Here is an 18,249-nt window from a genome sequence, read left to right on the forward strand (position 1 = left end):
GCCCCCCCCCGCCGCGCCCCCCGCCCCCCCCCCGGCCCGCCCCCCGCCGCCCCCCGCCCCCCCCCCCCCCCCCCCCCCCCCCCCCCCCCCCCTCGGCGTACCCCCACGAGTTAGAAGCCGCGCGTCCGCTTCGCCGCGCGCCGTGCGCCGTCCCGCGCCCCCGGCATCCGCAGGAACAGCCGGGAGATCTCACCACCGAGGTTCACCCCGATCGCGATGGCCAGGGCGATCGCCGCCGCCTTGGACAGGGACGCGAGACCGGTGTTCAACGCGTTCTGGGCGATGCCGAGAAGGCCGTAGTACGTCGCCGAACCGGGCAGCAGCGGGCCGATCGCGGCCGTGACGTACGGCAGCGCCGACGCGTACTGGTAGCGCGAGAAGAGCTGGCCGAAGAGGCCGACCAGACCGGCCGCGACCGCCGTCGCGGCCACCACCGAGATGCCGCCGGTGGAGGTCATCGCGCCGAAGACGATCCAGGCGACACCACCGTTCAGGGCCACCATCAGCACCGTGTTGCGCTCCTGCTGGAGCAGGATCGCGAAGGCGAAGGACAGGGCGATCGACGCCAGGATCTGGATGACGGGGCGGGACTGGACCTGCATGGTCGCGTCCGGGTGGAGGTTCGGGTTCAGGCCCGCGCCCGCGTACAGCACGATCAGCACGCCCAGCACGATCGCGATGAAGAAGTACATGACTTCGAGCAGTCGCGCGGACGCGGTGATGTAGTAGCCGGTCAGGCCGTCCTGGACGCCCGCGACCAGCGCACGTCCGGGCAGCAGCGCGAAGAGCCCACCGGTGATGACGGCGGACGGGAGGATTCCGCTCACCACGTTGTCGGGGACGAACGCCAGCCCCACCCCCATCGCCGCCGGAGGCATCGCCGCGGCCACGAACTGGTAGAACTCCGGCAGCCCGCGCCCGGCACACAGCCAGGCCAGCCGGTCGCCCAGAATCGCGCCCAGGCTCGCCACGATGAAGACGATCACCCCACCGCCGACCAGCACCGACGCCGATCCGGCGAGCAGCCCGCTGGCACCGGTGAGCGCCCAGCCGGGGTACGGGTGACGGTTACGGCGGATCTCGGCGAGGCGCCGGTACGCCTCCTCCAGGGTGACGTCGATGTCCTCGGCCGCGATGTCCGCGATCAGCCGGTAGACGCCCGCCAGGCGGGTGTAGTCGGTGCCCCGGCGACGTACCGTACGGCTCGCCGTCACCGGGTCGTCGACCAGCGAGGGCTGGTACGAGATCGAGAGCAGCGTGAAGGTCACATTGGGCTCGCAGCGGTCGAGCCCGTAGGCCCGGCAGACCGCGAACATGGCCGCCTCGACGTCCTCGGCCCCCTCGCCGCCCGCCAGCAGCAGCTCGCCGATACGCAGCGTCAGGTCGAGCACCCGGGGCACGGCCGGACCCGAGTCCTCGTCCTCCCCGTGCCGCTGCACGCTGTCCGGTACCGGGCGGTCGCCGACCGGCATCCGCAGCAGCGTCCGCATCCGGTCCTGCCAGGGGGCTTCCTTGGTCAGCTTGACGACCGGTATGCCGTGCGCGGGCGTGAACGCGGGCGGCGAGTGCCTCGCTCCGTACGTCCGCGGGGTGTCGAACCCGCCCGCCCTGGCGCCCGCGCCCTGCGCCTTCTTCTGCGCGGCGGTCCTCGGCGCGTTGAAGGCGGAACCTTCCTGCACGGCCGGGGCCTCGGGGCTCAGCCCTTTGGGCAGCGCGAATTCGGAGGTCGCCTGCGGGTCCTCCTCGGGCGGCTGGGCCAGCCCCTTGGGCAGCGCGAACTCGGAGGTTGGCTGCTCGTCCTCGACGGCGGGCGGGGCAATGATCGGGATGGCCTGGACGGCGTCCACGCCGGGGGGCGTGGAGAAACCGCTCCGTGCCTCGTCGGACACCGGCTTCCGGTCCTCCGGGGCTGCCGTGCCCTTGCCTTCGGCCCGTCCCGACTCCGCCACCACTCGCCTCTCTCCCGCCACTCCAGCACCTCGGTGCCCCGTCTGCCCAGTATGTCCACGAACCCACGTGGGGGCAGCCGGACAAATCCGCCCCCCACCGGTCGACACGCCTCTTCTCGCCCGCGGCCCCGGCATGCGAAACGGGCGGCTCACCCCCGGTTCGAGGGTGTGCCGCCCGCCGCACGACTACTGGCTGTCTGCCGGTGTCAGTGCGCCCCACCCTGCGCCTCAAGGCGCTTGTAGGAAGCCTCGATCTCCGCCTCGGCCTCCGTGCGGCCGACCCAGTCGGCGCCCTCGACCGACTTGCCCGGCTCCAGGTCCTTGTAGACCTCGAAGAAGTGCTGGATCTCCAGGCGGTCGAACTCCGACACGTGGTGGATGTCGCGCAGGTGCTCCACCCGCGGGTCCGACGCCGGGACGCACAGCAGCTTGTCGTCGCCGCCGGCCTCGTCCGTCATACGGAACATGCCGATGGCGCGGCACTTGATGACACAGCCGGGGAAGGTCGGCTCGTCGAGGATGACCAGCGCGTCCAGCGGGTCACCGTCCTCACCGAGGGTGTTCTCGACGAATCCGTAGTCCGCGGGGTAGCTGGTCGAGGTGAAGAGGCGACGGTCCAGACGGATCCGGCCGGTCTCGTGGTCCACCTCGTACTTGTTCCGCGAACCCTTCGGAATCTCGATGGTGACGTCGAACTCCACGGGTGGCTCCTCCATGATCAACACAATGTTCTCGGGTGTTGCGTCCCCCCGGAGGAAACCGACCCCCGGAGCTCCGGCCGAATGGGCCGGTGTGCCCCGCCAGGTGCTCTGCTCGCGCAAGACGCAGTGATTAAGTGTCCCTCACGCAGACCTGTGATCGCGAAAGGGGCTGGTCCGCAGTGCCCAAGCTCAAAACCTGGCAGTTCACGGCGGGCTCCGCCGTGGCCGGACTGGCGCTGGCGGCCGGTGCGGTGACCGTCGCCGGGCCCTGGGACTCCGGTCAGCGTAAGGCCGAGCGGGAGCTGGCGGCCGCCCAGGACCGAACGGGTGGCGCACATCACGAAACCCGGCGCCCGGATCCGGCCGAACCGGCCCCCGCGCCGAGCGCCCGCAGCGTCCTGGCAGGCCTCGGAGCCCCCGGCGCCCCCGACGCCGCCCGCCTCGGGCGCACCCTGGGACCGCTGCTCGACGACCCGGCCCTCGGCCCCCTCCGTACGGCCTCCGTCGTCGACGTGGCGACCGGCAAGCAGCTGTACGGACGCGGCGCGGACACCGCGATGACCCCCGCCTCCACCGTCAAGATCGCCACCGCGGTCGCGGCCCTCTCCGCCCTGGGCCCCGACCACCGCATCGCGACCACCGTGCTGGCCGCCCCCGACGCCAAGGGCATCGTCCTCAAGGGCGGCGGTGACCCCACCCTGGAGAAGGAGCAGCTCCGCTCCCTCGCCGCCGACACAGCCCGCGCCCTGCGCGACCGGGGTGCGGGACCGGTCTCCCTCTCGTACGACACGACGCTCTACACCGGCCCCGCCGTCCACCCGATCGGCGCGGGCAACGAGAACCTCGCCACGGTCACCTCCCTGATGGTCAACGAGGGCCGCACCGACGGCACCCGCAGCGGCACCGGCGACCGCACCCCCGACCCGGCGGGCGACGCGGCCCGCACCTTCGCGGCCGAACTCCGCTCGCTCGGCGTCAAGCTGACCGGCGACCCCGCCTCCGCCAAGGCCCCGGCCGGCGCCACCCCCGTCGCCAAGACCCTCTCCGCCCCGCTCTCCGCCCTCGTCGAGCGCACCCTCACCAACAGCGACAACGACATCGCCGAGGCACTCGCCCGCCAGACCGCCCTCGCCGCGGGCGAGCAGGCGAGCTTCGAAGGGGCCGGCCGGGCGACGTACGACCGGCTGGCCAAGCTGGGTCTGCCGGGGAAGGGCCTGCTCACCGGGGCCCACTTCGCCGACGGCAGCGGCCTCGACCGCAACGACCGCGTCTCCGCCTCGCTCCTCACCGCCCTGCTCGCCCGTGCGGCGGACCCGGCCCACCCGGAACTCCGCTCGGTCCTCACCGGCCTGCCGGTCGCCGGTTTCTCCGGCACCCTCCAGACCCGGTACTCGGCCGGCTCCTCCGGCACCGGCCTGGTCCGCGCCAAGACCGGCACCCTCTCGCACATCAACACCCTCTCCGGTACGGCCGTGGGCCCCGACGGCCGCCTGCTCGCCTTCGCCTTCCTGGCCGGCGACACGGTGGCCCCCGGCCCGGCCCAGAAGTCACTGGACAAGCTGGCGTCGGCACTGGCCACCGGGGCGTAGGGGGTACGGGGGCGAGGGGGGCGCGGGGCGGCTGCGCCGACCCTCCTCCCCGGACGCCGTTGGCAACGTACGGTTGACGCATGACGAGCATCGGTGGTGCGGAGATGGTCGACTGGAAGCTCGCGGTGGCAACCGCGACACGACTCGTGAGGCCGGGCCCCGACATCGGTCGGGACGAGGCGCGAGCCGTCGTCGCGGAGCTGCGCAGGCATGCCAAGGCGTCCGAGGAACATGTCCGGGCCTTCACCCGGATGATCCCCGAGGGTGTGGAGCCGCAGGACACCCCAGTACTGGTCGTGGACCGGGCAGGCTGGGTCAAGGCCAATGTGGAGGGGTTCCGGGAACTGCTCAAGCCGCTCCTCGGCAAGATGCAGGAACGGCGCGGATCCACTCCCGGCGGCGCCGTGCTCGGCGCGGTCGGCGGCAAGGTCACCGGCGTCGAGGTGGGGATGCTGCTGTCGTTCCTCTCCTCCAGGGTCCTCGGCCAGTACGAGACCTTCGCCCCGGCCGGCCGGGACCTCCCGTCCGGCGGCGAGGGCGGCGGCCGGCTCCTGCTGGTCGCCCCCAACATCGTCCACGTCGAGCGCGAGCTGGAAGTGGACCCGCACGACTTCCGGCTCTGGGTCTGCCTGCACGAGGAGACCCACCGCACCCAGTTCACCGCGGTGCCCTGGCTGCGCGCCCACCTGGAGGGCGAGATCCAGTCGTTCCTCGGCGAGACCGAGGTCGACCCGATGACCGTCCTGGAGCGCTTCCGCGAAGCCGCCCAGGCCTTCGCGGGCGGCCGCCCCGAGGGTGAGCAGGGCGAGGACGGGCGCAGCCTGGTCGAGCTGGTCCAGACCCCCGCCCAGCGGGAGATCCTCGGCCGCCTCACCGCGGTGATGTCGCTGCTCGAAGGGCACGCGGACTACGTCATGGACGGGGTCGGCCCCCAGGTCGTCCCGTCCGTCGCCGAGATCCGCGAGAAGTTCCAGCAGCGTCGCGCCAAGGGCGCCAGCCGCCTGGACCTCGCCCTGCGCAAGCTGCTCGGCATGGACGCCAAGCTGCGGCAGTACAAGGACGGCGAAAGGTTTGTGCGCGCGGTCGTCGACGAGGTGGGAATGGACGGATTCAACCGGGTCTGGACCTCGCCCAACACCCTGCCGACCAAGTCGGAGATCGCCAAACCGGCTGACTGGGTAGCGAGGGTGCACCGTAAGGGAGAAGCGTGAGGGCGGTGCGTACGACGGCAGGAACGGTAAGGGATACGCCCCCTAAATCACCCATCTGAGGGACCGTGAGGGCTGGGTAGGCGTGCAATGCTCGGGTAGTCGCTCGTTTCTGTCACCATCTACGCACTCTGCGTGACAGAGGCGCTCCTCCCCCCGACGCACCCCAACTCCACCGAAGGGCACCGGACATGGGTCCCCATCCTGCGGTCGCAGCGATACGCCTGGCGGTCCGCCGCGTACTCCACGACGTCCTGAACGAACACAGCCGGAACGAACACAGCCGGAACGAACACAGCCTGAACGAACACAGCCCGAGCAGGCGCAGCCCGAACGTCCGCGGCCGATCCGAGGAGAACCCGCGCACGGACGGGCCCGCCCCGCTCGTGCTCGTGGCGTGCTCCGGCGGCGCCGACTCCATGGCGCTCGCCTCCGCCCTCGCCTTCGAAGCCCCCAAGCTCGGCATCCGGGCGGGCGGCGTCACCATCGACCACAATCTCCAGGCAGGCTCCGGCACCCGTGCCACCGAGGTCGTCAGCCGGATGACCGCCCTGGGCCTGGCCCCCGCCGAGGCCGTCGCCGTCACCGTCGGCCGGGCCGGTGGGCCCGAAGCCGCCGCCCGCGACGCCCGCTACGCCGCCCTGGACGGTGCCGCCCTGCGCCACGGCGCCGCCGCCGTCCTCCTCGGCCACACCCGCGACGACCAGGCCGAAACCGTCCTGCTCGGCCTCGCCCGCGGCTCCGGCACCCGTTCGCTCTCCGGAATGGCGGCCGTCTCGGGGGCGGCCGGCCGTTACCGGCGCCCCTTCCTCCAGCTCGACCGGCAGACCGCCCGCAAGGCCTGCATGGTCCAGTCGCTGCCCGTCTGGGACGACCCGCACAACGCGGACCCCGCCTACACCCGCTCCCGGCTCCGCCAGGAGGGCCTGCCCGCCCTGGAGAAGGCGCTCGGCAAGGGCGTCGTCGAGGCGCTCGCGCGTACCGCCCAGCTCTCCCGTGACGACGCTGACGCCCTGGACACCTGGGCCGCCGAAGCCTCCGCCTCCGTACGGGACGACAGCGGGAAGCTGGAGTGCGCCAAGCTCTACGCGCTGCCGCCCGCGGTGCGCCGCCGGGTGCTGCGCCGGGCGGTCGTCGACGCCGGTTCACCCGCGGGGTCGCTCTTCGCCCGGCACATCGAGGAAGTCGACCGCCTGATCACCGGTTGGCGCGGCCAGGGAGCCATCAACCTCCCCGGCCGGGTGGAGGCTCAGCGGCAGGGTGGCAGACTGGTCATTCGGCAGGGCTGATTCGGCAGGGCCGAAGTTCTACGAAAGTGATGCGGGTGGACGCGAACGACATGGGCACCGACCTCAAGTCGGTGCTCATCACCAAGGAAGAGATCGACGCGAAGCTGGCCGAACTGGCCGCCCAGGTCGACGCGGAGTACGCGGGCAAGGACCTCCTCATCGTCGGAGTCCTCAAGGGCGCCGTGATGGTGATGGCGGACCTGGCGCGTGCGCTGTCCACCCCGGTCACCATGGACTGGATGGCGGTGTCGTCCTACGGCGCGGGCACCCAGTCCTCCGGCGTGGTCCGGATCCTCAAGGACCTCGACACCGACATCAAGGGCAAGCACGTCCTGATCGTCGAGGACATCATCGACTCCGGCCTGACGCTGTCGTGGCTGCTGTCGAACCTGGGCTCGCGCGAACCGGCCTCCCTCAATGTGTGCACGCTGCTGCGCAAGCCGGAGGCCGCGAAGGTCGCGATCGACGTGAAGTGGGTCGGTTTCGACATTCCGAATGAGTTCGTCGTCGGATACGGCCTGGATTACGCCGAGAAGTACCGCAACCTCCCCTTCGTCGGGACCCTGGCCCCCCACGTCTACGGGGGCTGAACCGGCTCGGACGGGCCATTGGGGGCTTGTGGCCCCTTCGCGGGGAACCCTCGCGCAATTCCCGCCGTTGGAGCAGGGGAAGGCAGCTTTGTCAGCCGTCCCCTGCGGTCGCGGGTGACAATGCTGGGGTACCGTCCGAAGAACAGTCTTTTATTCAGCGGCATTTACCTACGGGCAGGAGGGACGGGGCATCAGTTCGCCCCGTATGGATGGACGTGAAGCGATACTTCCGTGGGCCGGTCATGTGGATCGTGCTGGCCGTCCTCGCCGTGGTCGTGCTGATGCAGGTCGTCGGCTCGTCTGGCGGCTACAAGACGGTCGACACCGGCAAGGTCATCCAGGCCATCGACAAGGACCAGGTCGATCAGGTCAAACTGACGACCGGTGAAGAACAGATCATCAAGGTGCAGCTGAAGGACGGCCAGAAGGTCGACGACAGCTCCAAGATCCAGGCGAGCTACATCGGGGACCAGGGTTCCCGGCTCTCCGCCAAGCTCGACCAGAAGTACGAGGCAGGCAAGATCAAGGACGGGTACACCGTCTCGCCGACGAAGCAGAACGCCTTCGTCGGGATCCTGCTGACCCTGCTGCCCTTCGTCCTCATCGTCGTCGTCTTCCTGTTCCTGATGAATCAGATGCAGGGTGGCGGCTCCCGGGTCATGCAGTTCGGGAAGTCCAAGGCGAAGCTCATCACCAAGGACACCCCGAAGACGACCTTCTCCGATGTGGCCGGGTCCGACGAGGCGGTCGAGGAACTCCACGAGATCAAGGAGTTCCTCCAGGAGCCGGCGAAGTTCCAGGCCGTCGGCGCCAAGATCCCCAAGGGCGTGCTGCTGTACGGCCCGCCCGGCACCGGCAAGACGCTCCTCGCGCGCGCCGTCGCGGGCGAAGCAGGGGTCCCCTTCTACTCCATCTCGGGTTCCGACTTCGTCGAGATGTTCGTGGGTGTCGGCGCCTCGCGTGTCCGCGACCTCTTCGAGCAGGCCAAGGCGAACGCCCCGGCGATCGTCTTCGTCGACGAGATCGACGCCGTCGGCCGCCACCGCGGCGCCGGCATGGGCGGCGGTCACGACGAGCGCGAGCAGACGCTCAACCAGCTGCTCGTCGAGATGGACGGCTTCGACGTGAAGGGCGGCGTCATCCTGATCGCCGCCACCAACCGCCCGGACATCCTCGACCCGGCGCTGCTGCGCCCGGGCCGTTTCGACCGGCAGATCGCGGTCGACCGCCCGGACATGCAGGGCCGTCTGGAGATCCTCAAGGTTCACCAGAAGGGCAAGCCGGTCGCCCAGGACGTCGACCTGAGCGCGGTTGCTCGTCGTACCCCCGGCTTCACCGGCGCGGACCTGTCGAACGTGCTGAACGAGGCTGCGCTGCTCACCGCGCGCAGCAACAAGAAGCTGATCGACAACCACATGCTCGACGAGGCGATCGACCGCGTCGTGGCCGGTCCGCAGAAGCGCACCCGGATCATGTCCGACAAGGAAAAGAAGATCACCGCGTACCACGAGGGCGGTCACGCCCTGGTCGCCGCGGCCCTTCCGAACTCGGACCCGGTCCACAAGATCACGATCCTGTCGCGCGGCCGGGCCCTGGGTTACACCATGGTCCTGCCCGAGGAGGACAAGTACTCCACCACCCGCAACGAGATGCTCGACCAGCTCGGCTACATGCTGGGCGGGCGTGCTGCGGAGGAGCTGGTCTTCCACGACCCGACGACGGGCGCTGCGAACGACATCGAGAAGGCCACCGGTACGGCCCGCGCGATGGTCACGCAGTACGGCATGACCGAGCGCCTCGGCGCGATCAAGTTCGGCGGCGACAACACCGAGCCCTTCCTGGGCCGGGACATGACGCACCAGCGCGACTACTCGGAAGAGGTCGCCGCGCTCGTCGACGAAGAGGTCAAGAAGCTGATCGAGACCGCGCACAACGAGGCGTGGGAGATCCTGGTCGAGAACCGCGACGTTCTCGACAACCTGGTTCTGGCCCTCCTGGAGAAGGAGACGCTGAACAAGGAGCAGATCGCCGAGATCTTCCAGCCGATCGTGAAGCGCCCGGCCCGCCCCGCGTGGACCGGCTCCTCCCGTCGTACGCCCTCCACCAGGCCTCCGGTGCTCTCGCCGAAGGAACTGGCGCTGACCAACGGCTCGGCCAATGGCGCGACGCCCGCGATCACCTCGGTGACCAAGGACGCCCCGCAGGCCGACCCGGTCCCGGAGGACCGCCCGGAGAACAGCTAGCCCCCTGCGTGCCCGGGGTCACACCCGGTCCGGAATGGATGCCGCGACCCCCAGGTTTTAGCCTGGGGGTCGCGGCATTTTTCGTATGCCCGCGCAGGTGAACCACAGGAACGAGGCACTGATGACCGATCCGGTGACGCTGGACGGCGATGCCACCATCGGCGAGTTCGACGAGAAGCGCGCCGAGAGCGCGGTGCGCGAGCTTCTCATCGCCGTCGGCGAGGACCCGGACCGCGAGGGCCTGCGGGCGACTCCGGGCCGGGTGGCGAGGGCGTACAGGGAGATATACGCCGGGCTGTGGCAGAAGCCGGAGGACGTGCTGACGACGACGTTCGACCTGGGCCACGACGAGATGGTCCTCGTGAAGGACATCGAAGTGATGAGCTCCTGTGAACATCACCTGGTCCCGTTCCACGGTGTGGCGCACGTCGGGTACATCCCGTCCACGGACGGGAAGATCACCGGGCTGTCGAAGCTGGCCCGGCTGGTGGATGTCTTCGCGCGGCGTCCGCAGGTGCAGGAGCGGCTGACCACTCAGGTGGCGGACTCCCTGATGGAAATCCTGGAGCCGCGGGGGGTGATCGTGGTCGTGGAGTGCGAGCACATGTGCATGACGATGCGGGGGGTGCGGAAGCCGGGGGCGAAGACGATCACCTCGGCGGTGCGGGGGCAGTTGCGGGATCCGGCCACCCGCGCGGAGGCGATGAGCCTGATCATGGCTCGCTAGCGTCGGACGACCGGGGCCGGGGCCGGGGCGGGTGGGGTGCGACTCCGTCGGGGGCCGCCCCCTTGCCCGCCCGTTCCGTCTCCGGGGGCGGCCTCGCCGCCGAGGGCGACGACGGTGTGGCGGGGAGGTGGCCCCGCCGCGCGAGGGGGCTGACGGGGGCGCTCAGGCCGCCGCCGCGCCCTCCTCGTCCTCCGGCAGCTTCAGTACCCGCTCCAGGAAGAACGCCGCGGCGATGACGCATGCCGCCGCCAGCACCGAGAAGCCCGAGTAGAGGGCCTGGGTGCGGCGGAGGGGCAGGTCGAGGCCGTCGAGCAGGAGGTAGAGGCCGAGGCCGCCGTAGACACCCGCGGCGAGGGCGGAGACGAGTGCGCTGGCCTGGCCGAAGACGACCGCGCGGGCGGCGAGCATCGGGTCGACGCCCTTGGCGTCCGGGCGGCGCTCGCGCTGCGCGCGCAGCCGGGTGCGCAGCGCCAGCGCGGTGGCCAGCAGGACCGCCGCGATCAGGGCCAGCACGACCGGGGCCGCGACCGGCACCCCGGGAAGGGTGTCGATCGAGGCCCACAGCCGGGCGCCCGCCCAGGACAGCACGCCGGACACGGCGAAGATTCCGGCCAGTACCCCGAGCCGTAGTTGCTTCACGAGGTTCCGCTCTCCGTCAGGTCAGAGGGTCAGAGGGGCAACGCGTCAGTGCCTGTACAACGCTTACTCCGGCAGCCGGAGTTCCAGGTCCGCGCGGGGCATTACGCCGTCCGTTCCGAGGGCGCTGAGGAGCTCGGCGACCGGGCCGTGGCCCGGGACCACGGCTTCCGCGTCCACGTCGTGCCAGGGGGCCAGCACGAAGCCGCGCTCGTGGGCGCGCGGGTGCGGAAGGGTGAGGACGGGGTCGTCGGAGACGACATTGGCGTACGACACGATGTCGACGTCGATGGTGCGCGGGCCCCAGCGCTCCTCGCGGACGCGGTCGAAGGCCTCCTCGATGGCCTGGCCGCGTTCGAGCAGCGAGGACGGCGGGAGGGTGGTCTTCAGGAGGACGACCGCGTTGAAGTACGAGGGCTGGGAGCCGCTCTCGACGCCCCACGGCTCCGTCTCGTACACCGGGGAGACCGCCTTGACCCGGACGCCGGGGGTGTCCTCCAGGAGGTCCACGGCGCCTTGCAGGGTCTCCAGGCGGTTGCCCAGGTTGCTGCCGAGGGCGATGACGGCCCACTTGGGGTTGGAGAGGGTGATGTCCGCGGCGTCGACCTGTTCGGTCACCGAGGCGGGAACCGGCTGGACGGTGGGGTCGCTCTGCATCGGTTTCATACACGGCTCCGGGTGATGGTGATGGTCACGTCGTCGAAGGGGACGGTGATCGGGGCGTCCGGCTTGTGGACGCGGACCTCGACCTCGTCGACCCCGTCGTGCTTGAGGCACTGCTGAGCGATCCGCTCGGCGAGCGTCTCGATCAGATTGACCGGCTCGCCCTGCACGACCTGCACGACCTCCTCGGCCACCACGCCGTAGTGGACGGTCTTCGTCAGGTCGTCGTCGGCCGCCGCGGGCCGGGTGTCCATACCGAGGACGATGTCCACGATGAAGGTCTGGCCCTCCTCGCGTTCCCTGGGGAACACGCCGTGGTGCCCACGGGCCTTGAGGCCGCGCAGCGCGACACGATCCACGCGAATCACTCCTGCTGTTCGTAGCGAAAGGGGGGTCGGTGCCACATGCGGATGGCACTTCCCCTGGATCGAATCTACCTGCGAGCACCGACAGCTCCCGCCCGCGGGGCCGCGGACGCCGCCGGAGGAACCTCGGGCAGGAGCCCCTCCGAGGCCCTTCTTCCAAGGTCTCTACCCATTCAGGAGGAGGAATCGCCGTCCTCGTCGTCCTCGTCCGCGTCCGCCAGCACGGGGGAACCGTGGTGCGCCCACAGCCGCCACCCGTCCGGGGTGCGCCGGAACACATTGGTGGCCACCACCAACTGGCCCACCAGCGGCCCCAGTTCACCGCTCTCCTCGTCGGCGGGGCCGCCGCTGAGGATGTTCTCGGTGCAGGTCGCCAGGGCGGTGTCGCCCATCACGGAGACCTTCACATCGGTGAGGAAGAACTGGATGTAGTCGGTGTGGGCCATGATCAGGGCGTACGAGCGCAGCACCTCGCCCCGCCCGGCGAGCACCGGCCAGCCGGGGTGGACGCAGGTGATCTCGTCGTCCATCCAGAGGGCGGACAGCTCCTCGAAGTCGCCGCGCTCCAGGCACTCGTAGAAGGCGGTGTTGGCCGCCTCGACCCGTTCCGCGTCGGTGCCCCGGGGCGTCACTTGGCGCCTGCCACGGCGCGGGCGACCCGGACCGCGTCGGCGGTCGCCCGTACCTCGTGGACCCGGACCGCCCAGGCGCCCTCGTGGGCGGCGATCGCGGAGACCGCGGCGGTGGCGGCGTCCCGTTCGCGGGCCGGCGGCGGGGTCTCGCCGTCCCCGGCCAGGATGCGGCCCAGGAAGCGTTTGCGGGAGGCGGCGACCAGGATCGGGTGGCCCAGCGCGCGCAGGTCGCCGAGGTGGGCGAGCAGGGCGAGGTCGTGCTCGGCCCGCTTGGCGAAGCCGAGGCCGGGGTCGACGACCAGGCGCTCGGGGGCGACGCCGCCCGCGACGACCGCGTCGATACGGGTGCGCAGTTCCGCCAGGACCTCGGCGACCACGTCGTCGTACACCGCCAGGCTGTTCATGTTCTCGCTGAAGCCGCGCCAGTGCATGACCACGAAGGGGACCTCGGCGGCGGCCACCGCGCGGACCATGCCGGGGTCGGCGAGGCCGCCGGAGACGTCGTTGACCAGGACCGCGCCGGCGGCGATCGCCTGCTCGGCGACGCGGGCGCGCATGGTGTCCACGGAGACGGTGACGCCCTCGGAGACCAGGCCGCGCACCACCGGCACGACCCGCTTGAGTTCCTCGTCCGGATCGACGCGGCTGGCGCCGGGGCGGGTGGACTCACCGCCCACGTCGACCAGGTCGGCGCCCTCCGCGACCAGTGCCAGGCCCCGCTTGACCGCCGCCGAGGTGTCGAACCAGCGGCCGCCGTCGGAGAAGGAGTCCGGCGTCACATTGACGACGCCCATGACCGCACAGCGGTCCCAGTCGGGGAGTCCTGCCGGCTGTCGTTCTGCGGGCCGCGTGCGCAACGTACTCATGCGTCCAGCGTAGGCGTCAGCGCGTCGACTCCGAACCGTCCGTACCGCGCGGGAAGACCCTGCCCAGCAGTGCGTACAGGGCGGTGCGCTCGGTGTCGTCCAGGGTGTCCAGGCCGCTCAGTGTGCTGTGCATGCGGGCGCGGACGGTGTCGATGGTCTGCTCGCCGAGTTCGGTCAGTACGACGTTCTTCACGCGGCGGTCGGTGGCGCCGGGCTCGCGGCGCACCAGCTCGCGCTTCTCCAGGCGGTCGACGATGCCGGTGATGTTGGAGGCGTCACAGGCCAGGGTGGTGGCCAGGGCGCGCATCGGGGCGGGGGAGCCACGCAGCACGCTGAGCGCCTTGGCCTGGCTGGCGGTGAGGCCCGCGGTGGCGGCGGCGAGGGTGAAGTCGCCGTAGTAGAGACCGAAGGAGCCGGCCAGCCGCTCGATGAGCTCGGCCGTCGTCGGTGCCGTCGGGGGTTGGGTGTCCGGCGACGGGGGAGGTGTGGCTGCCATGACACGCAGTGTACGCCGGGAAACTTGACTATCTCAACCTTTGAGGTTTACGGTCACCGAGAAGCTTGAGATCGTCAACCATCGAAAGTGGAGTGGTTTCCCGTGAAGGCCATCTCGTACAGCGCATACGGCAGCCCCGACGCCCTGGAGTACGGCGAGCGGCCGATGCCCAAGCTCGGCCCCGACTCCGTCCTGGTCAAGGTCCGCGCGGCCTCGGTGAACCCGGTCGACTGGAAGGTACTCGGCGGGTATCTGGACCCGGCCCTGGACGCGGTCTTCCCGGTGGTGCCGGGCTGGGACGTGGCGGGGGTGGTCGAGCAGGCGGGCGCCTCGGTGAGCGAGTTCGCGCCGGGCGACGAGGTCATCGGGTACGTCCGCGAGGACTTCGTCTCGCGGGGGACGTTCGCGGAGTACGTCGCGGCGCCGATCCGCACCCTGGCCAGGAAGCCCGCGGGCGTCAGCTTCGAGGAGGCGGCGGGACTGCCGCTGGCCGGCCTCACGGCGTACCAGGCACTCAACCGGAGCCTGAAGGTCCAGCCCGGAGAGACGGTGCTGGTGCACGCGGCGGCGGGCGGGGTCGGCTCGCTGGCCGTGCAGATCGCGCGGGCGCAGGGGGTGAAGGTGATCGGAACGGCGAGTGAGCGCAACCACGAGTACCTGCGGTCGCTGGGCGCGACGCCGGTGACGTACGGGGACGGGCTGGCCGAGCGGGTGCGGGAGCTGGCGCCGGAGGGCGTCGACGCGGTGCTGGACCTGGTGGGCGGGGACGCGCTCCAGATGTCGCCCGAGGTGCTCGCGAAGGGCGGCCGGCTGGCGTCCATCGCGGACGGGGCCGTGAAGGAGCTGGGCGGGGACTACGTCTTCGTACGGCCGGACTCGGCGGATCTGACGGCGCTGACCGAGCTGGTCGAGGCCGGCGAGATCAAGGTCGAGGTGGCGGCGGTGTACCCGCTGCAGAAGGCGGCGGACGCGTTCCGGGACAGCATCGGCGGGCACACGCGCGGGAAGATCGCGATCAGGGTGGCGTGACGTCGGGGAGGTGCCCGCGCCCTCCCGGGGGGCGGGGCACCTCCCTGTGCGGGGTCCTTGTGTGGGGCACTTTCTGAGCGTGTGGGGCACCTCCCGAGCGCGCCGCAGGCGTACCTCTCAGGAGGCCGCCTTCACCTCCGGCACCGCCACCCGCTCCACATGTGCGCAGGGCTTCGGCTGGCGTTTCGCCGACGCCTTGCGGGTGAAGGGGCGGGGCAGTCCCAGCGTCACGAACCCCTCGGCCTGCATGGCGGCGAAGCCGATGCGGGGGAGGTCGCGGGTGGTGCGGAAGACCACGAAGCGGGGCTCCCAGCGCGGCCGGAACTTGGCGTTGAACTTGTAGAGGGACTCGATCTGGAACCAGCGCGAGAGGAAGACCAGCAGGCCCCGCCAGCCCCTCAGGACCGGTCCCGCGCCCAGCTTCTCGCCGCGGGCGAGGGCCGAGCGGAACATCGCGAAGTTGAGGGAGACCTTCTTGATGCCGAGGGCGGGGGCTGCGGTGAGGGACGCGACGATGAGGAGTTCGTTCATGCCCGGGTCGGCCGCGCGGTCGCGCCGCATCAGATCCAGGGACATGCCGTCCGGGCCCCACGGCACGAAGTGCAGTACGGCCTTGATGTCGCCGTAGGGGCCGCTCTGGGCGCCCTCTTCGTCGGCCTTGTGGGCGGTGGCGATGAAGCAGTCCTCGTCACCGGGCTCGCCGACCCGGCCGAGCGCCATCGAGAAACCGCGCTCGGTCTCCGTTCCCCGCCAGTCGGCGGCGGCCCGCCGGATGCGGTCCAGCTCCTCCTGGTCGAGGTCGCCGACCCGGCGGACCCGGGTCTCGTAACCATTGCGCTCGATGCGCTTGACCATCTGCCGTACGTTGCGCATCGCGCGTCCGGCGAGCGAGAAGTCGGGGACGTCGACGACCGCCTCGTCGCCCAGCTCCAGTGCGTCCAGGCCGGTTTCGCGGGTCCAGACCTCGCCGCCGGTCTCCGAGCAGCCCATCACGGCGGGGGTCCAGGAGTGTGCCTTGGCCTCGTCCATGAAGCGCTCTATCGCGCCCGGCCAGGCCTCGACGTCGCCGATCGGGTCGCCGGAGGCCAGCATCACGCCGGAGACCACCCGGTACGTCACGGCCGCCTTGCCGCTCGGCGAGAAGACCGCCGCCTTGTCGTGGCGGAGGGCGAAGTGGCCGAGCGAGTCACGGGCGCCGTGCTTGGCGAGCAGGCCGCGCAGCCGTACCTCGTCCTCCTCGGTGAGCCGGGCGGCCGGGTGCTCGGGGCGCAGCGCCAGATAGACGGTGGTGATCGCGGTGAGCCAGCCCAGTGCGCCGAGCGAGTAGCCGACCGTCCAGGAGACCTGACCGCCGTACGACATCGGACCTTCGAGGCCCACCAGGCCGTACAGCACGTGCTCAAGACGGTCGAGGATGCCCGGGTCGCCGAGCGTCCGCCTCGGGTGCGAGCTGACGATCAGCAGGCCGAGCCCGATCGAGCCCGCGCCCATCAGCACGAAGTTCGCGAGCGCCTTCCAGCGGCTGCGCGGGTCCGGCAGCGCGGAGAATTCACTCCGGCGGACCAGCAGCAGCGCGAAGAGTGCGAGCGCGATCACCACGCCGAGTATCGAGTTCCGGTACGTGTACTGGGCGAGCGCCCCGACCGGCAGCAGGAACACCGCCGAGCGCCAGGCCCGCCGCTTGCGCCGCTTCAGCCCGTGCGCCAGGAGCAGCAGCAGGATGCCCACGGTCAGCGAGAACGCGGCGGCGAAGGGCCCGAAAGTACCGGGCAGCACCTCGGCCAGGCTGTGCATCCGGCTGTGCCGGAAGCGGGGGAACACCCCGGCCGCGACGTCGAGCAGGCCGACGAGCGTGACGGCCGCGCCCACCAGCGCGGGGACCTTCTCGGGACGCGGACCGCGAAAGATCCGCCGCACCCGATCCGGAACCGCTCCGGACTTATCCCCATCTATTCTGATTGACATCGCTTCCCGAGGTTTCCGCGAAATGTTTGTGGCCGGGCGACCTGGAGTAGGTCTCGTCCCGGGCAATCTGCGTCCACTAGGACGGCGCATCCGGGAGGCGGGTTCACTCGTCTCTCAGGAAATTCTCATTCAGGAAGTAACGAACTCGCCATGGGTCTCACCAGCACCAAGGTCCTCGCGCTCGCCGTTCTGATCGCGGTCCTGCTCTTCGCAGCCACGATCTGGCTCTGGCCGCGTCTCGCCGGCCGCAACTGGCGGGCGGTGCTCGGCAGGGTCGGGATGCTCTTCGTGACCCAGCTCGCGCTGTTCGCGGCAGTCGGCCTCGCGGCGAACAAGTCGTTCCTCTTCTACGGCTCCTGGGCCGACCTCTTCGGCCAGGAGGAGCAGATGGGCGTGGTCGTCGACCACGCGGCCGGCGGCGGCAAGGAGGCCCAGCTGATCGGCACCCGCGCCATGGACGTGCCCGGCGGCAACAAGCCGTCCGTCGGCGGGCAGATACAGGAGGTACGGATCGAGGGCCGCGACTCCAGGATCGTCAGCCCGGCCTTCGTGTACCTGCCGCCGGAGTACTTCCAGCCGAAGTACGCCAAGAAGAACTTCCCGGCGACGGTCGTGCTGACCGGCTACCCGGGCACCGCGATGAACCTGATCAAGGGCCTGCGCTACCCGCAGACCGCGCTGATGCAGGCCCGTGCGGGCAAGGCGCAGCCGATGATCATGGTCATGATGCGGCCGACGGTCGCCCCGCCGCGGGACACCGAGTGCGTGGACATTCCGGGTGGTCCGCAGACCGAGACCTTCTTCGCGAAGGATCTGCGGCAGGCGATCTCGTCCTCGTACCGGGTGGGCACCAAGCCGGAGAACTGGGGCTTCATGGGGAACTCGACGGGCGGCTACTGCGCGGTGAAGATCGCCATGCAGCACCCCGACAAGTTCGCGGCGGGCGCGGGTCTCTCGGCGTACTACAAGGCGGCCGACGACCCGACGACCGGTGACCTCTTCGGCGGCGACGACAAGCTGAAGAAGCGGGCCGACCTGCTGTGGTCGCTGGAGAATCTGCCGGCGCCGAAGACGTCGTTGCTGCTGACGACGAGCGAGAAGGGCGAGGACAACCTCAAGCCCACGCTGAGGTTCGTGGAGGAGGCGAAGGCGCCGACGAAGGTGTCGACGATCACCCTGAACAGCGGCGGCCACAACTTCAACACGTGGAAGCGGGAGATCCCGGCGGCGGTGGAGTGGCTCAGCAAGAAGCTGGTGGCCTGAGGGCCCTCTCCGCGTTGCCTCGCCCGCTTGGGCGGCGG

Annotated in this window: 17 protein-coding genes; 8 read left to right on the forward strand and 9 right to left on the reverse strand. The window is 70.8% G+C overall.

Features of this window, described 5'->3' with window-relative positions:
• Positions 1-110 precede the first annotated feature (110 nt).
• Together ACIA73_RS13110 and ACIA73_RS13115 are read right to left on the reverse strand one after the other, a co-directional pair.
• The gene (locus ACIA73_RS13110) at positions 111-1,952 is read right to left on the reverse strand and encodes a threonine/serine exporter ThrE family protein (protein WP_399438595.1); all 1,842 of its coding nucleotides are present in this window, start codon (positions 1,950-1,952) and stop codon (positions 111-113) included.
• A gap of 203 nt (positions 1,953-2,155) precedes the next feature.
• Positions 2,156-2,650, reverse strand: coding sequence for an inorganic diphosphatase (locus ACIA73_RS13115; protein WP_185034151.1), 495 nt, complete (start codon positions 2,648-2,650; stop codon positions 2,156-2,158).
• Positions 2,651-2,829: 179 nt separating this feature from the next.
• Here ACIA73_RS13115 and dacB point away from each other — a divergent pair, with 179 nt between their 5' ends.
• The 6 genes from dacB to folE all read left to right on the forward strand — a co-directional run bounded on the left by dacB (position 2,830) and on the right by folE (position 10,296).
• A complete protein-coding gene (gene dacB / locus ACIA73_RS13120) occupies positions 2,830-4,239 on the forward strand; it encodes a D-alanyl-D-alanine carboxypeptidase/D-alanyl-D-alanine-endopeptidase (RefSeq protein WP_399438508.1) in 1,410 nt (469 codons plus the stop codon).
• Positions 4,240-4,319: 80 nt separating this feature from the next.
• Positions 4,320-5,450: a zinc-dependent metalloprotease gene (locus tag ACIA73_RS13125; RefSeq protein ID WP_399438509.1), complete on the forward strand. Its 1,131-nt coding sequence runs from the start codon at positions 4,320-4,322 to the stop codon at positions 5,448-5,450.
• Between the two features lie 188 nt (positions 5,451-5,638).
• Positions 5,639-6,736, forward strand: a complete 1,098-nt coding sequence (tilS, locus tag ACIA73_RS13130) for a tRNA lysidine(34) synthetase TilS (protein ID WP_399438510.1) — start codon at positions 5,639-5,641, stop codon at positions 6,734-6,736.
• A gap of 29 nt (positions 6,737-6,765) precedes the next feature.
• A complete protein-coding gene (hpt, locus tag ACIA73_RS13135) occupies positions 6,766-7,326 on the forward strand; it encodes a hypoxanthine phosphoribosyltransferase (protein WP_399438511.1) in 561 nt (186 codons plus the stop codon).
• Between the two features lie 209 nt (positions 7,327-7,535).
• Positions 7,536-9,569, forward strand: a complete 2,034-nt coding sequence (gene ftsH, locus ACIA73_RS13140; protein WP_399438512.1) for an ATP-dependent zinc metalloprotease FtsH — start codon at positions 7,536-7,538, stop codon at positions 9,567-9,569.
• A gap of 121 nt (positions 9,570-9,690) precedes the next feature.
• The gene (gene folE, locus ACIA73_RS13145) at positions 9,691-10,296 is read left to right on the forward strand and encodes a GTP cyclohydrolase I FolE (RefSeq protein ID WP_399438596.1); all 606 of its coding nucleotides are present in this window, start codon (positions 9,691-9,693) and stop codon (positions 10,294-10,296) included.
• Positions 10,297-10,458: 162 nt separating this feature from the next.
• Here the strand turns inward: folE and ACIA73_RS13150 are convergent, their stop codons facing one another.
• The 6 genes from ACIA73_RS13150 to ACIA73_RS13175 all read right to left on the reverse strand — a co-directional run bounded on the left by ACIA73_RS13150 (position 10,459) and on the right by ACIA73_RS13175 (position 13,954).
• The gene (locus ACIA73_RS13150) at positions 10,459-10,935 is read right to left on the reverse strand and encodes a DUF3180 family protein (protein ID WP_399438513.1); all 477 of its coding nucleotides are present in this window, start codon (positions 10,933-10,935) and stop codon (positions 10,459-10,461) included.
• A gap of 63 nt (positions 10,936-10,998) precedes the next feature.
• Entirely contained in the window at positions 10,999-11,598 is a 600-nt protein-coding gene (folK, locus tag ACIA73_RS13155) for a 2-amino-4-hydroxy-6-hydroxymethyldihydropteridine diphosphokinase (protein WP_399438514.1), read from the reverse strand.
• On the reverse strand, positions 11,595-11,954 hold the full coding sequence (gene folB, locus ACIA73_RS13160) for a dihydroneopterin aldolase (protein WP_399438515.1): 360 nt from the start codon (positions 11,952-11,954) through the stop codon (positions 11,595-11,597). Before folB ends, folK begins: the two co-directional genes overlap by 4 nt.
• A 179-nt stretch (positions 11,955-12,133) precedes the next feature.
• Positions 12,134-12,592 carry a nuclear transport factor 2 family protein gene (locus tag ACIA73_RS13165; RefSeq protein ID WP_399438516.1) on the reverse strand — a complete coding sequence of 153 codons (459 nt, stop codon included), beginning with the start codon at positions 12,590-12,592 and terminating at the stop codon, positions 12,134-12,136.
• The gene (folP, locus tag ACIA73_RS13170; protein ID WP_399438517.1) at positions 12,589-13,458 is read right to left on the reverse strand and encodes a dihydropteroate synthase; all 870 of its coding nucleotides are present in this window, start codon (positions 13,456-13,458) and stop codon (positions 12,589-12,591) included. The genes ACIA73_RS13165 and folP overlap by 4 nt, the downstream gene beginning before the upstream one ends.
• Before the next feature lie 16 nt (positions 13,459-13,474).
• Positions 13,475-13,954, reverse strand: coding sequence for a MarR family winged helix-turn-helix transcriptional regulator (locus ACIA73_RS13175; RefSeq protein ID WP_399438518.1), 480 nt, complete (start codon positions 13,952-13,954; stop codon positions 13,475-13,477).
• Positions 13,955-14,056: 102 nt separating this feature from the next.
• Between ACIA73_RS13175 and ACIA73_RS13180 the strand changes: the two genes are divergently transcribed.
• The gene (locus ACIA73_RS13180) at positions 14,057-14,983 is read left to right on the forward strand and encodes an NADP-dependent oxidoreductase (RefSeq protein WP_399438519.1); all 927 of its coding nucleotides are present in this window, start codon (positions 14,057-14,059) and stop codon (positions 14,981-14,983) included.
• A 117-nt stretch (positions 14,984-15,100) separates the two neighbouring features.
• Here ACIA73_RS13180 and ACIA73_RS13185 read toward each other — a convergent pair whose 3' ends face one another.
• The gene (locus ACIA73_RS13185) at positions 15,101-16,948 is read right to left on the reverse strand and encodes a phosphatidylglycerol lysyltransferase domain-containing protein (protein ID WP_399438520.1); all 1,848 of its coding nucleotides are present in this window, start codon (positions 16,946-16,948) and stop codon (positions 15,101-15,103) included.
• Between the two features lie 150 nt (positions 16,949-17,098).
• Here ACIA73_RS13185 and ACIA73_RS13190 point away from each other — a divergent pair, with 150 nt between their 5' ends.
• The gene (locus ACIA73_RS13190; protein WP_399438521.1) at positions 17,099-18,211 is read left to right on the forward strand and encodes an alpha/beta hydrolase; all 1,113 of its coding nucleotides are present in this window, start codon (positions 17,099-17,101) and stop codon (positions 18,209-18,211) included.
• Positions 18,212-18,249 lie beyond the last annotated feature (38 nt).

Source organism: Streptomyces sp. NPDC051561, assembly GCF_044454195.1.
GTDB lineage: Bacteria > Actinomycetota > Actinomycetes > Streptomycetales > Streptomycetaceae > Streptomyces.